Below are 13,757 nucleotides of genomic sequence, written 5' to 3' on the forward strand. Positions count from 1 at the left end.
CAACTACCTTCATATCTGCCGCCAGGACATACGGCGCAGACCTTTCGAAAAACAGGAGTGACTCACATGAAGAAGTTCGCCATTGCTGCCGCTACTGCTACCGCTCTGACCCTGACCATGGCTGGTGGCGCGTTCGCCGCAGAGCCAGTTCAGGCTCCAGTCATGTTGGCTGCCAACGATACTGTGGACAACATGCAACAGGAAGGCTCCGACACTTGGATCACCACCAAAGTCAAAGCTGACCTGTTGACTGAAAAAGGCGTGCCAGGCTCTGACATCAAAGTCGAAACCAGCCAAGGCGTGGTTTCGCTGTCTTCAGACGTGAAGGTCACCGATTCTCAGAAAGACGTAGCAGTCAAAATCGCCAAGAACATCAAGGGCGTCAAGAGCGTCATGGCTGATGGTCTGAAGTCCGAATAAGGAATGTCCCGTCGGCCAAAAGGACCTGGCCACCTTTCAAAAAAGCCCCGGCCTCGGCCGGGGCTTTTCATTAGCGCTCAATTCACCGGATTGCGCGCGACGACATCGCCTTCGAAACACACCTGCTCGGCGATCAGTGGCTCCACAAGCGGCCGGCTCTCACGAAAGTGCGCGGTCTGGGTATGCGCTTCGTACGCCTTGTCATCGCGGTAGATTTCGTAGAGGTAGATCACCTCGGGGTCGACTCGATCCTGTGACACATCGAATACCAGGCAGCCGGGTTCTGTGGCAACGGAAGCGGCAGCGTTTACCTTGATGGCAGTGAGAAATAGTTCGGCGCAACCCGGCTTGACCCGTGTCTTGATGAACAGACTGTACACATGAGGCTCCTTTTGTTTTAAATTCAACAATGAATTGTATACAAAAATGGAGCCAGCCAATGTCTGATTTACCTGCACGCCCCGGTCGCCTCAATGGCCTGCGCCATATCGCCCTGTTGGTGCCCAACCTTGAAGAATGCGAGCGCTTCTATGTCGATGTGCTCGGCATGGAGGTATTGAATCGGGCCAACGAGGATCTGGTCTACTTGACCTGTGGTAACGACAACCTGTCGCTGGGGCGGGGGGCAGGCGCTGCCAATGGCCTGCAGACGCTGGATCACTATGGGTTCATCGTCGACAGCGTAGAGGAATTGGAGGCCTGGTATCAGTACTTCAAGGCCTGCGGGGTGACGCTGCTGGACCGGCCCTTCAATCATGGGGATGGCGCGCGCAGCTTCCACTTGCTGGACCCGGCAGGCAACAAGGTGCAGCCGCTATACCACCCGGCGGTGTCGGGGCAGCGGTTGGTCTGAATTCAAGTGTGGATGTGATGGCCCCATCGCCGGCAAGCCGGCTCCCACAGGGACCGCGCCCGCTTTTAGAAGTTGAGCAAGACAGGTGCCCCCACAGGATGGCCTGCTCCAGGATAGTGGATCGGTGTCCAACTTCTGGGGGCAGTGCAGCACCGGTGGGAGCCGGCTTGCCGGCGATGGGGCCGGTGCAGCTGGCAGGGATTACTCAGCATCAAGGTGCAGCGGCGTAATCACCCGACCATCTTCTGGGGGCAGTCCACACCCGTGGGAGCCGGCTTGCCGGCGATGGGGCCGGTGCGGCTGGCAGGGATTACTCAGCATCAAGGTGCAACGGCGTAATCACCCGACCATCTGATTCAGCCTGCCCCAGCGTGGTATCGATGAAGTAGACCCGGTCATCCTCAAGCTTGCCCTTGTCGACCAGGTAGTCCTTGATACTGCTGGCCCGCTCCTGGCCCAGGGTCCGCAGCAATGGGGCACTTTCGGCCCATGACTTGAGTACCGCCTCGCGCAGCTTGGCGGTGCGTTCCTCGCGGCTGAGCTGTTCCCAGTCGGCCGGCGGTTGCTGTTTCAGGCGGGTGCGGTAGATGCCTTCGAGCATGGCCGGTTTGTCGCTGTCGTCGACCACCAGCATGGACGCGTTGGCCGGGACCTTGTCGCCACGGCGTTGCAGAATCTTGTACCAGATGGCCTGATACTCCCGCTCCAGGCGCTGCTGAGCGAGCAGTGGGCCATCACTGGTCTGGGCACTGGTGCCTTCGATTTCCAGGCGCAGTTCAGGGCGCTCCTTGAGCGCCGAGGCGAGTTTGTTCAGGGCCGATTGCGCATCGCCATTGAGCTCGCTGGAACCTGGGGCGAACGATACATTGCCGAGGTCTTGTGAGCCGCCGCCAGCGATCAGCCCGCCGATGAATTTGAACGGTGCCTGTGCCGCCCGCAGTACAAGGTTACGCAAGGTCTGCCAGACGATTGGCATGACGCTGAACTGCGGGTTGTTGAGGTCGCCGGTCACCGGCAGTTCGATCGAGATCTTGCCTTCGGTGTCCTTGAGCAGCGCGACCGCCAAGCGAATGGGCAGGTCGACCGCGTCCGGGCTATCGACCTTTTCCCCCAGTTGCAGCTGTTCGACCACCACTTTGTTCTCGGCTTTGAGCTGGCCGTTGGTGATCAGGTAGTGCAGGTCGAGGTTCAGGCGGCCCTTGCGAATGCGAAAGCCCGCGAACTTGCCGGAGTAGGGCGTCAGCGTGGTCAACTCGACGCGCTTGAAGCTGGTGGCGATATCAAGGCTGGCCAGCGGGTTGAACGGGTTGAGCGCGCCTTTGATGGTAACGGGTGCGTAACGGTCGACTTTACCCTTGATGTCCACCTTGGCTGGCGCCGGCTTACGGTTGTCGATGGTGCCGATCTGGCCGTTCATTTGCTGGACGGCCGTGGCGAAGTTAGGTGTGAGGGTGAGGTCGGCGAAGTTGGCTGAGCCATCGTTGATGCTGATCTGCCCGATGCGGATGCCCAGCGGCTTGCTGCCTGCGGGGCTGGCCGGCTTGGCTTCGTTTGGCGCGGGGGCATCGGCAGGCTGCGGGATGAGCAGGTCATCCACGTTGGTGGTGCGGTCTTCGTTGATGATGAAGCGGGCATAGGGCTGCAGGAGGGTTACCTTATCGATGGCCAGGGTATCCCCGTGCACATAGGCCAGGCCGTCGACATTCACCTGCTGCCATTTGACGAAGTCGCGGTTCTTGATGGTGTCCAGGGTGTGCAACTGGTTGACCTGCGCCTTGCCGACCACGGTGAAGGCCAGTGGCTCGGTGCCTTTGAGGTCGACCTTGAGGTCGCTGGCGAGCATGCCGCTACGCAGCTCCAGGCGGATGAACGGGTTGATGTAGGCCTGCGCAATACGCAGATCGATGTCGCGTGTGCTGACGTCGAGCCTGGCGCTGACCGGCGCCAGGTTGACCTCGCCACTGGCCTGCAGCTTGCCCTGCTTGCCAATGCCGGTGTCGAGCTTGAGGGTGAAAGGCGACTGGTTGAGGCTGTCGAAGCCCTGCATGTCGACGTTCAGCGGCCCAACGTCCAGCGCCACCGGCTCTTTCTGGCTGCGGTCGGCCAGGTGCACCTGATAATTGCGCAGCTGAACGTCCTTGAGTAGCACTTGCCATGGCTTGCTCGGCTGCTTTGCTGCCTCGTCGTTGGGGGCCGGTGCTGCGGCGGCCGGCTCTGCCTTTTCCTTGGGCGTGGGCTTGGCCGGCTGGCTGGCGAAGAGTTTTTGCCAATCGAGTTGGCCGTCCTGCTCCAGGGCGGCCCAGGTTTCCAGTTTTTCACTGCGGATCTTGCCCACGGTCACCAGCTGCTTGGCCAGGTCGATGCGGGTTTCGCTGACATCGAGGCTCGCCAGGCGGACCAGTGGGCGGCCATCCGGCGCCTTTATGGCGAATGGCGCGACACGTACCGAGGTGTTGTCCAGCAACAGCTCGGTTTGCTTGGACAGGTTGAGCCTGTAGTGCGTGTCGAAGTTGACCACGCCGTCCTCCAGCACCAGCGGCACGGCGTCGCGAACGTAGGGCCAGAACAGCTTCATCTTGCCGTCGGTGATTTTCAGTGTGCCTTCGGACGCTATAGGCGCCAGGCTCAAGGTGCCATTCCAGTCGATGCGCCCGCCGTTAGGGCCCAGTGCCACCAACGTCATGTCGGCGTTGTCGTTCGGCAGCGTGCTGAGGTTTTTCAGCTCCAGGTTCATGTCGTCGTAGACGAATTCGATCGGCTCGCTTGGGCGTTGGTCGGCAAAATGCAGGTAGCCAGCGTTGAGCTTGATGCTGCCGATGCGCAAGGGGAACGGATCCGATGCAGGCTCGTCAGCTTTGGGTTCGCTGGCCGGCAGTTTGAAAAGCTGGGTGAGGTTGAGCGTACCGTCCTTGGCGAAGAGCACTTCGTTGCGGGGCTTGTCGAGTTCGACCGCCTGCAAGTGCAGGGCGCCGCTCCACAGGCTGTCGAGCGCCAGGTTGGCATACAGCCGCTCGAAGCCTACCTGTTCCTTGCCCGGTTCGCCGATCTGCAGGCCCCACAGCGTCAGTTCGAGGCTGAACGGGTTGAGTTCTATGCGCTCGAGGTGCGCCGGCAGTGTGGCGTACTGCGCCAACTGCTGGTTGGCGATGCGCAGGGCAACGCCCGGCGCGATTAGAAAGCCAAGCAGGCTGTAGAGGGCCACCAGAGCCAACAGGGCGCCAAGGGCGCGAGTCAATCCTTTGTACATGTGTCGCTTCGTCTGTCCAGGCAGGAGAGCTTGGAGTATGGCAGGTTAAATCGGTTCCGCCGGGGGCAGGGCATTTGCACTCACTCGATCCCCATACGCCTTCTGGCGCGATGCGCCGAACCGTCACGCATGGCCCAACGCAGCACGGGGGCGGTGCGGTTCAGCCCCAACCGGACCATGCCCCGCTGCAGCGGGCTCTGATGCAGGCCGAGCATTTCCTGGGCCCAGTCCGGCAACAGGTCGATACCCGCTTGCAGCATCAACCTGCCAACCGGCTCGGCAAGTCGGCTCGGGGCTGGGGCCTGAAGCAGGATCTCGATCACTTCCAGGCTGCGCGCGTCGCAGTGCAATTGAGGCCGCATACGCTGCAGGTACTCGTCAACCTGCTGGCATGAGCGGGGTACATTGCGGGCGCCGAGGCGTTCGGCGATCAGGGCGATCTCATCGTAATAGCTATCCTGCTCGGCACGTGACAGCTGCGGGTCGCGATAGCGCAGGTGGGCGGCGAGGAAGCTGCTGACTTCGGCCACGTGGACCCAGGTCAGCAGGTCGGGGTCGCTGGCAGCGTATGGACGGCCATCGGGCGATGTCCCGGTGACCTGCAGGTGAATGGTGCGGACCTTGTCGATCAGCCATTCGGCATCACGGGTCGAGCCGAATGTTGTGCCCGAAATGAATTGGCTGGTGCGGCGCAGGCGGCCGAGCAGGTCCTGGCGAAAGTTGGAGTGATCCCACACCCCCGCCAGTGCCAGCGGGTGCAGCAGTTGCAGCATCAGGGCGCTGATACCGCCAACCAGCATGCTGGGGAAATCGCCGTGCACCCGCCAGCTCATGCTGTGCGGGCCGAACAGGCCAGGGTCACCTTTGGGGGATTCCAGGTCGAGCTGGCCGAGGGCCAGCCCGGTGAGGCTCATGACCTGGGTTTCGATGCGGCGGCGTAGGGCTTCCATGGTGACCTGTCGTTCAGGGCGGCCATGAACAGCTGCCGCCGGCTATTGGTTGAGGCGTTTGTCGATCAACCCCTGCACCACGCTCGGGTCAGCCAGGGTCGAGGTATCGCCCAGGGTGTCGAGCTCGTTGCAGGCAATCTTGCGCAGTATACGCCGCATGATCTTGCCCGAGCGGGTCTTGGGCAAGGCCGGCGCCCACTGGATCAGCTCGGGTTTGGCGAAACTGCCGATCTCTTTGCTGACCAGTGCCAGCAGTTCGGCCTGCAGGGCATCGTCCGGCGTCACGCCATTCATGGTCGTCACGAAGGCATACACACCCTGACCCTTGAGGTCATGGGGGTAACCGACCACTGCGGCCTCGGCGACGCTTTCGTGCAATACCAAGGCGCTTTCCACTTCGGCGGTGCCGATGCGGTGACCGGAAACGTTGATCACATCATCGATGCGGCCAGTGATCCAGTAATCGCCATCGGCATCGCGGCGGGCGCCGTCGCCGGTGAAGTAATAGCCGGGCATGGGTTTGAAGTAGGTGTCTACCATGCGTTGGTGGTCGCCGTAGACGCTGCGGATCTGCCCCGGCCAACTGGCCTTTATCGCCAGCAGGCCGGCGCCGGGGCCTTCGATCAGCTTGCCTTTGTCATCCAGCAGCACCGGCTGCACACCAAACATGGGTTGGGTCGCACAACCGGGCTTGAGCTTCTGCGTGCCGGGCAGCGGGGTGAGCATGATGCCGCCGGTTTCGGTCTGCCACCAGGTGTCGACGATAGGGCAGCGTTTTTGGCCGACTTGCTCGAAGTACCATTCCCACGCCTCTGGGTTGATCGGCTCGCCGACGCTACCGAGCAGGCGCAGGCTCTTGCGCGATGTGCCCTGCAACGGGCCAGAGCCTTCACGCATCAGTGCGCGCAGGGCGGTGGGTGCGGTATAGAAGATATTGACCTTGTGCTTGTCCACCACCTGCCAGAACCGGGAGCTGTCGGGGTAGTTGGGAACGCCCTCGAACATCAGTGAAACCGCGCCGTTGGCCAGCGGGCCATAGACGATGTAACTGTGGCCGGTGACCCAGCCCACGTCGGCGGTGCACCAGAACACCTCGCCGTCACGGTAGTCGAACACCACCTTGAAGGTCATAGCGGCCTGCAGCAGGTAACCGGCAGTGGTGTGCAGCACGCCCTTGGGCTTACCGGTGCTGCCGGAGGTGTAAAGGATGAACAGCGGGTCTTCGGCCTCCATGGGTTCAGGTGGGCAGTCGTCACCCGCGTTTTCCGTCGCCTGGTCGTACCAGAGGTCGCGGCCTTCGCTCCAGGCGACATCGGTGCCCGTACGGCGCACTACCACTACGCTGCTGACGTCGGGGCAACTGGCCAATGCCTTGTCGACATTCTGCTTGAGCGGGATGCGTTTGCCGCCGCGCACGCCCTCGTCGGCGGTGATCACGGTGCGGCAGTCAGCATCGAGAATTCGGTCGCGCAACGCATCCGGCGAGAAGCCGCCGAACACCACCGAGTGAATCGCGCCGATGCGCGTGCAGGCAAGCATGGCGTAGGCGGCTTCGGGGATCATCGGCATATAGATGCATACCCGGTCGCCTTTGTGCACGCCACGTGCCTTGAGCGCATTGGCCAAGCGGCAGACCTGGCGGTGCAGCTCTTGATAGGTGATGGCCTTGGAGTCCGCGGGGTCGTCGCCTTCCCACAACAGGGCGGTCTGCCCGCCGCGCTGGGCCAGGTGGCGATCGATGCAGTTGTAGCTGACGTTCAGTTGGCCACCTTCGAACCAGCGGGCTTCGCCGGTCTTGAGGTCGCAGTGCTGTACGCTGGACCACGGTCTGATCCAGTCCAGACGCTTGGCCTGTTCTGCCCAGAAGGTGTCGGGGTCTTCAACCGACTGGCGGTAGAGGCGGCTGTAGTCGTCGGAAGAGAGGCTGGCGGACTGGCTGACGGCCAGGGCCTGGGGATAGTCGCGGATATCGAACATGGCAGGTGGTCCTTTGCGCTTGTCGGGGCGGTGGACTGCAACGGCTATTCGATTGGACAGTGTAGCTGGAACAGGTGTTCAACCTGTGCCGGCGTCTTCGCGGGCTGGCCACGAAGACGCCGGCATCGGTCAGCCGCGGTGACGACCGCGGAAGTAGTTGATCAGGCCCTGGGTGGAACCGTCTTCGGCGCTGTCTTCCAGGCTGCCGACGATACGCTGGTAGACACCCTTGCCCAGCTCCTTGCCCAGTTCCACGCCCCACTGGTCGAAGGCGTTGATACCCCAGATCACGCTCTGCACGAACACCTTGTGCTCATACATCGCCACCAGCGCGCCAAGGCGACGCGGGCTGATGCGTTCGACCACAAGGGTGTTGCTCGGGCGGTTGCCCGGGATCACCTTGTGCGGCGCGAGTTTTTCGATGTCGGCTTCATTCAGGCCTTTTTGACGTAATTCGGCCTCTGCCTCTTCACGTGTCTTGCCCAGCATCAGCGCCTGGCTTTGCGACAGGCAGTTGGCGTACAGCCACTGATGGTGGTCGGCGACCGGGTTGAAGCTCACCACCGGGACGATGAAGTCGGCCGGGATCAGCTGGGTGCCCTGGTGCAGCAACTGGTGGTAGGCGTGCTGGCCATTGCAGCCGACGCCACCCCAGATGACCGGGCCGGTATCGGTCTTCACTGGCGTACCGTCGGTCAGCACGCTCTTGCCGTTGGATTCCATGTCCAGCTGCTGCAGGTGTTTGGTGATGTTGCGCAGGTAGTGATCGTAGGGGAGGATCGCGTGGCTGCGGGCACCCCAGAAATTACCGTACCAGACGCCCAGCAGGGCCAGCAGCACCGGCATGTTCTTCTCGAACGGCGCGGTCTGGAAGTGCTGGTCCATGGTGTAGGCACCCGACAGCAGTTCCTTGAAGTTGGCGGTCCCGATGGCCAGGGCAATCGGCAGGCCGATGGCCGACCACAGCGAATAGCGCCCGCCGACCCAGTCCCACATGGGGAAGATGTTTTCTTCGCGGATACCGAAGGCCACGGCGGCAGCCTTGTTGCTGGAAACGGCGATGAAGTGGCGATACAGCTCTGCTTCCGAACCGCCCTGGGCCAGGTACCAGGTACGTGCGGCCATGGCGTTCTTCAGGGTCTCGAGGGTGTTGAACGACTTGGACGAGACGATGAACAAGGTGGTTTCGGCACGCAGGTTGGCCGACAGCTCATGGAATTCACTGCCGTCGATATTGGCCAGGTAGTGGCAGCGCACGCCTCGCTGGGCGTAGGGCAGCAGCGCCTCGGAAACCAGCTCTGGGCCCAGGAAAGAGCCGCCGATGCCAATGTTGACCACGTCGGTGATCGGCTTCTCACTGTAGCCACGCCATAGCCCGTCGTGGATACGCCCCACCAGCTCAGTGATCTGGTTGAGTACCTTGTGCACCTCGGGCATCACGTTGACGCCGTTGACGCTGAGCTTGTCACCCACCGGGCGGCGCAGGGCGGTGTGCAGCACCGGGCGGCCTTCGGAGGCGTTGATGATTTCGCCGCTGAACATCGACTTGATCGCATCCTGCAGGCCGACGTGTTCGGCCAACTGCACCAGCAGGTCGCGGCTTTGTTCGTTGATCAGGTTTTTCGAGTAGTCGAGGAACAGGCCGCAGCAGCTCAGGGAGAATTCATCGAAGCGCTTGGGGTCGGCGGCGAAGGCTTCGCGCATGCTGAAATCCTGCATGGCGTCGCGGTGCTGCTGAAGGGCCTGCCAGGCTGGCAGGGCCGTAACATCATGGGGTGTCCGGTAATACGCCATTGCGCAGAATTCCTTGTTGCGTAGGTGTGGCCTTGGACAGGGGCGTCATGGCCAGGTTCAGGCAGGCCATCATTATAGGCATTGGTTGCGCGCAGGGAATGGGGCGGGGAGGGGAATTTGGGGCTGCAGTGCAGCCCCTCGGCGTCACGCGGTCGGTTCGTCCAGGTGCACATAAAGGTTGTCGATAAGCCGCGTGTTCCCCAGGTAGGCGGCAACCAGAATCACCAGGTCACGGTCGTCGATCATCGCTGGGCGAAGGGTCAGCGCATGGCGTACCTGCAGGTAGTCCGGGCGCAGGCCGGCTGCTGCCAGCTGATCCTGGCCCTCGGCAACCAGCGCGGCAAAGTCGCGTTGGCCACGGCTGATGGCGTCCCCGATGTGCTTGAGCGTGCGGTAGACCACCGGCGCGGTAGCCCGCTGTTCGGCCGTCAGGTAACCATTGCGTGACGACAGCGCCAGGCCATCTTCGGCGCGCACGGTCGGCTCGCCGATGATCTGGATCGGCATGTTCAGGTCGCGCACCATGGCGCGAATCACTGCCAGTTGCTGGTAGTCCTTTTCGCCGAATACCGCGAGATCAGGCTGCACCATGTTGAACAGCTTGCTGACCACGGTCGCTACGCCCTCGAAATGCCCCGGACGGCTTGCGCCACACAGGCCTTCGGAGAGGTTCGGCACGCTGACGCGGGTCTGCACGGCCATGCCGTCTGGGTACATCTCTTCCACAGTAGGGGCGAACAGCAGATCGCAACCCGCCTGGAGCAGGCGCTCCTGATCGGCGGCAAGGGTGCGAGGGTACTTGTCGAGGTCTTCGTTGGCGCCGAACTGAAGCGGGTTGACGAAGATGCTGGCAACGACGAAGTCGGCACGTTGGGCCGCTTTGGTCACCAGCGCAGCATGGCCGCTGTGCAGGTTGCCCATGGTTGGCACGAAGCCGATACGCTTGCCCTCGCCACGGGCGCGAGCGATGGCCGCGCGCAGTTCACGGACGGTATTGACTGTGTTCATGCGCTGAATCCGTGCTCACTCGCTGGGAAGCTCACGTCTTTGACCGCCTTGACGTAGGCGGCAAGTGCGCTCGCGATGTCTGGCTGGCCGACCATGAAGTTTTTCACGAACTTCGGCACCCGGCCGCTCAGGGACAAGCCCAGCATGTCGTGCAGGACCAGCACCTGGCCGTCGGTAGCGCTGCCGGCACCGATGCCGATCACCGGGATACTCACGGCCTGGGTAATCTCGGCGGCCAGTTCGGCAGGTACGCATTCGAGCAGCAGCATGGCGGCGCCGGCCTGTTCCAGCGCGATGGCATCAGCGCGCATCTGCCGCGCCTGGGCTTCCTGGCGCCCCTGCACTTTATAACCGCCCAGAACGTTGACGGTTTGCGGGGTCAGGCCCATGTGCGCGCACACCGGCACGCCGCGCTCGGCCAGCAGGCGAATGGTCTCGGCCAGCCACGCAGCGCCTTCAAGCTTGATCATGTGGGCGCCAGCCTGCATCAGCATGGCGCAGTTGGCGAAGGCCTGCTCGGGGGTGGCGTGGGCCATGAACGGCAGGTCGGCAAGAATCAGCGCACCCTCGTTGCCGCGTTTGACGCAGGCGGTGTGGTAGGCCATTTCCGCCGTGGTGACGGGCAGCGTGCTGTCATGGCCCTGCAGGACCATCCCCAGGGAGTCGCCCACCAGCAACACTTCGACGCCGGCCTGGCTGGCAGCCTTGGCAAAGGTGGCGTCGTAGCAGGTCAGCATGGTGATCTTTTCACCCTTGGCCTTGAGGCCGTGCAGGGTGGTCAGGGTTACGTCAGGCATGTAGGAAAATCCTCGTTCAGGCGCTGTGAAAAACGACCGCCAACAACGCGTGTAGTCATCTTCCGGAGCGGCACATCATCGCGCGTGATGTTCGGGGCACAGGTCCGTCCGGGCCTAAATACGGGTATGCGGCACTTTGGTGCCACACGGGACGCCTATAGTCGTGAGCGAGGTGGGGGAAGTCAATCACCCTGTTACCGCATTGTTACTAACAGGGTGTTACTGGCGTTACCGCCCTTGGAGAAGGGCCGCAGCGCCTGGGCTACAGGCGTTCCAGGCCAACGAACGGGCAGGCTTGGAGCAACTGGGCAAGCGGGCGCCCGTCGGCCAGGTGAAAATCGTCTGCCACCAGCTCGGCCAGTGGGTACAGCACGAAGGGGCGGGCATGCATGTGGTAGTGCGGCACCTGCAGGCGTGGCACATCGATGACGTGGTCGCCGAACAGCAAGATGTCCAGGTCGAGCGTGCGTGGGCCCCAGCGTTCCTTGCGCACACGGCCCTGTTCGTTTTCGATGGCTTGCAGGGCGTCCAGCAGGTCCAGGGGGGCGAGCGAGGTGTCCAGGGCAGCGACGGCGTTGGTGTAACGCGGCTGGCCAGGCAGCAGGGAGTCGCTGGTGTACAGGGCAGACGCCGCCACCAGGCGGGTGTTCGCCACCCGGTCCAGCGCCTGCAGGGCGTTGCCCAGTTGCTCGGCAGGCGCATCCAGGTTGCTACCAAGGCCGATGTAGGCGCGAGTGGTCACTCGAACGCCTCATCGCCACCACGTTTACGCTTGCTGGAGCTGCGCTTGCGCTTGCGTGGGCCGGCGCCGGTGCCTTCATCGCGGCTGCCCAGCTCGCGGATCATCTCGCGGCGCTCGGCGTCGTTGGCGTCCTGGTAATCGGTCCACCACTGGCCGAGGTCATCGGTTTCTTCGCCTGCGCTCTCACGCAGCAGGAGGAAATCGTAGCCGGCGCGGAAGCGTGGGTTGTCGAGCAGCACGTCGGCACGTTTGCCGCTGCGGCGCGGCAGGCGCTCCTGCATGTCCCAGATCTCGCGGATGGGCAGGGTGAAACGCTTTGGAATGGCAATGCGTGCACACTGTTCGGCAATCAGGTCGTGGGCTGCGCCATTCATCGCCGGGATCGGCGGCACGCCCTGGTTTTGCAGGTGCAGAACGCGGCTTGGCAGTGCTGGCCAGAGCAGGGCGGCGAACAGGAAGGCCGGGGTCACCGGTTTGCCTTGCTTGATACGCAGGTCAGTGTTGCTCAGGGCCTGGCTGATCAGGGTATGGGTGTAGGTCGGGCGCTCTTCCAGTGCATGCGCACTGGCCGGGAACAGCGGCTCGAACAACGCCAGGTCTACCAGCATCTCGAAGACGATCGCGCCTTGCCCGGACAGGAACAGCTTGAGGCACTCCTCGAATAGCCGCGCAGGCGGGATTTCGCGCAGCAGCGGCGCCAGGCCGCGGATCGGCTGGTAAGTGTGCTTTTCGATGCCGAAGTCGAGCTTGGCGGCGAAACGCACCGCGCGCAGCATGCGTACCGGGTCTTCCTGGTAGCGATGCGTCGGATCACCGATCAGGCGCAGCAGGCGGTTGCGTACGTCATGCACGCCGTTGGCGTAATCGAGGATGCGTTCGCTGACCGGGTCGTAGTACAGGGCGTTGATGGTGAAGTCGCGGCGTTGCGCGTCCTCTTCCAGGCTGCCGTATACGTTGTCGCGCAGAATGCGGCCACTGGCATTGTGCGACGAGCGGTGGCTGTCACCTTGGTCGTCTTCGGAGTGAGGGGCACGGAAGGTCGCGACTTCGATGATTTCACGGCCGAAATGCACGTGAACCAGCTTGAAGCGACGGCCGATGATGCGCGCATTGCGGAACTCGGCACGTACCTGCTCAGGTGTTGCGCTGGTGGCGACGTCGAAGTCCTTGGGCGTGATGCCCAGCATCAGGTCGCGTACGCAACCACCGACCAGGTAGGCCTGGTAGCCCGCGCCTTGCAGGCGCTCGACGATATTCACCGCATGGCGGCTGAACTGGTGGCGCTGCAGCGAGTGTTGGCTCTTGTTGATCACCTCAGGCGTGGTGCGCTTGTGGTGCTGGCCCGGTACGGGAGGGCGGAAAGACTGGAACAGCTTCTTCAGCATGGGATGCACTGTGTGAAGGAATGTTCGGCCAAGAATAGGAGAATGGCCGCATGATGGGCGGGGATTCTAGCATTTACTCGGGGAATGGTGTAGGCGGTAGCAGGATGGACTGCCAGAAGGGGAGAAACGACAAGGGGAGCCTAAGCTCCCCAAGAAGTCGTTGCGTGCTCTTATTGTTTTTATGCCGGGCTTCTTGTTTTTGTTGAGTGCCCTGCCCACAAATCTCAAAGCTTGTGGACGACCCCCAATCCAGGGGTTAAGAGCAAACGGATTGCTTTGGCCGCTGATGTCATGCTGATCAATCGATCCAACCAGTTCAGGCGCTGCTTTTTAGTGCAGTTTTTGTTGTTCTCTGCCTGGTCGTGGGGCAAGCCCCAAACACGCATCCTCTCCAAAAGAATCAGTTAGCTGCGCCTCCGCCGTCTTGTTTTTATTGTGCGTGAGCCGTTTCGTCTTGTTCTTATTCTGAGTTGCAGTGCTTGTTATTGTTCTTGTACTGAACATATAGCAGGTGGCGTGCCAACTTTGAGAAACCCAATGAAATCAATGGTTTGGCGGGTTTGATGAAAGGCTGGCCGGTGGGG

The 13,757-nt window shown here is 62.2% G+C and carries 11 protein-coding genes; 2 read left to right on the forward strand and 9 right to left on the reverse strand.

Annotation, left to right across the window (positions count from 1 at the left end):
* The first annotated feature begins 66 nt into the window (after window positions 1-66).
* Window positions 67-420 (forward strand): BON domain-containing protein, encoded by a 354-nt coding sequence (locus OSW16_RS03780; RefSeq protein ID WP_267820847.1) that lies wholly within the window; start codon window positions 67-69, stop codon window positions 418-420.
* 77 nt (window positions 421-497) lie between these two features.
* On the opposite strand, the gene OSW16_RS03785 is transcribed toward OSW16_RS03780, so the two are convergent.
* Window positions 498-800: a putative quinol monooxygenase gene (locus OSW16_RS03785; RefSeq protein ID WP_267820849.1), complete on the reverse strand. Its 303-nt coding sequence runs from the start codon at window positions 798-800 to the stop codon at window positions 498-500.
* A gap of 59 nt (window positions 801-859) precedes the next feature.
* On the opposite strand from OSW16_RS03785, the gene OSW16_RS03790 reads away from it, so the two are divergent.
* Window positions 860-1,273, forward strand: coding sequence for a VOC family protein (locus OSW16_RS03790; RefSeq protein ID WP_267820853.1), 414 nt, complete (start codon window positions 860-862; stop codon window positions 1,271-1,273).
* A 310-nt stretch (window positions 1,274-1,583) separates the two neighbouring features.
* Here OSW16_RS03790 and OSW16_RS03795 read toward each other — a convergent pair whose 3' ends face one another.
* The 8 genes from OSW16_RS03795 to OSW16_RS03830 form a co-directional block, all read right to left on the reverse strand.
* Window positions 1,584-4,520, reverse strand: coding sequence for a DUF748 domain-containing protein (locus OSW16_RS03795; RefSeq protein WP_267820855.1), 2,937 nt, complete (start codon window positions 4,518-4,520; stop codon window positions 1,584-1,586).
* 80 nt (window positions 4,521-4,600) lie between these two features.
* Entirely contained in the window at window positions 4,601-5,470 is an 870-nt protein-coding gene (locus tag OSW16_RS03800; RefSeq protein WP_267820858.1) for an oxygenase MpaB family protein, read from the reverse strand.
* Window positions 5,471-5,512: 42 nt separating this feature from the next.
* On the reverse strand, window positions 5,513-7,447 hold the full coding sequence (acs, locus tag OSW16_RS03805; RefSeq protein ID WP_267820860.1) for an acetate--CoA ligase: 1,935 nt from the start codon (window positions 7,445-7,447) through the stop codon (window positions 5,513-5,515).
* Between the two features lie 129 nt (window positions 7,448-7,576).
* A complete protein-coding gene (gene pgi, locus OSW16_RS03810) occupies window positions 7,577-9,241 on the reverse strand; it encodes a glucose-6-phosphate isomerase (protein WP_267820862.1) in 1,665 nt (554 codons plus the stop codon).
* 144 nt (window positions 9,242-9,385) lie between these two features.
* On the reverse strand, window positions 9,386-10,249 hold the full coding sequence (gene panC, locus OSW16_RS03815) for a pantoate--beta-alanine ligase (protein ID WP_267820864.1): 864 nt from the start codon (window positions 10,247-10,249) through the stop codon (window positions 9,386-9,388).
* Entirely contained in the window at window positions 10,246-11,046 is an 801-nt protein-coding gene (gene panB, locus OSW16_RS03820; RefSeq protein ID WP_267820866.1) for a 3-methyl-2-oxobutanoate hydroxymethyltransferase, read from the reverse strand. The genes panC and panB overlap by 4 nt, the downstream gene beginning before the upstream one ends.
* Window positions 11,047-11,308: 262 nt before the next feature.
* A complete protein-coding gene (gene folK / locus OSW16_RS03825; RefSeq protein ID WP_241803833.1) occupies window positions 11,309-11,788 on the reverse strand; it encodes a 2-amino-4-hydroxy-6-hydroxymethyldihydropteridine diphosphokinase in 480 nt (159 codons plus the stop codon).
* On the reverse strand, window positions 11,785-13,173 hold the full coding sequence (locus OSW16_RS03830) for a polynucleotide adenylyltransferase PcnB (RefSeq protein WP_241803832.1): 1,389 nt from the start codon (window positions 13,171-13,173) through the stop codon (window positions 11,785-11,787). Before OSW16_RS03830 ends, folK begins: the two co-directional genes overlap by 4 nt.
* Between the last annotated feature and the right edge of the window lie 584 nt (window positions 13,174-13,757).

Origin of the sequence: Pseudomonas putida, assembly GCF_026625125.1 — a bacterium.
GTDB lineage: Bacteria > Pseudomonadota > Gammaproteobacteria > Pseudomonadales > Pseudomonadaceae > Aquipseudomonas > Aquipseudomonas putida_X.

Coding starts and splice junctions, on each gene's coding strand:
- panB (WP_267820866.1), bottom strand. CDS start 11,046: ATGCCTGACGTAACCCTGACCACCCTGCACGGCCTCAAGGCCAAGGGT.
- OSW16_RS03795 (WP_267820855.1), bottom strand. CDS start 4,520: ATGTACAAAGGATTGACTCGCGCCCTTGGCGCCCTGTTGGCTCTGGTG.
- OSW16_RS03780 (WP_267820847.1), top strand. CDS start 67: ATGAAGAAGTTCGCCATTGCTGCCGCTACTGCTACCGCTCTGACCCTG.
- pgi (WP_267820862.1), bottom strand. CDS start 9,241: ATGGCGTATTACCGGACACCCCATGATGTTACGGCCCTGCCAGCCTGG.
- panC (WP_267820864.1), bottom strand. CDS start 10,249: ATGAACACAGTCAATACCGTCCGTGAACTGCGCGCGGCCATCGCTCGC.
- acs (WP_267820860.1), bottom strand. CDS start 7,447: ATGTTCGATATCCGCGACTATCCCCAGGCCCTGGCCGTCAGCCAGTCC.
- OSW16_RS03790 (WP_267820853.1), top strand. CDS start 860: ATGTCTGATTTACCTGCACGCCCCGGTCGCCTCAATGGCCTGCGCCAT.
- OSW16_RS03800 (WP_267820858.1), bottom strand. CDS start 5,470: ATGGAAGCCCTACGCCGCCGCATCGAAACCCAGGTCATGAGCCTCACC.
- OSW16_RS03830 (WP_241803832.1), bottom strand. CDS start 13,173: ATGCTGAAGAAGCTGTTCCAGTCTTTCCGCCCTCCCGTACCGGGCCAG.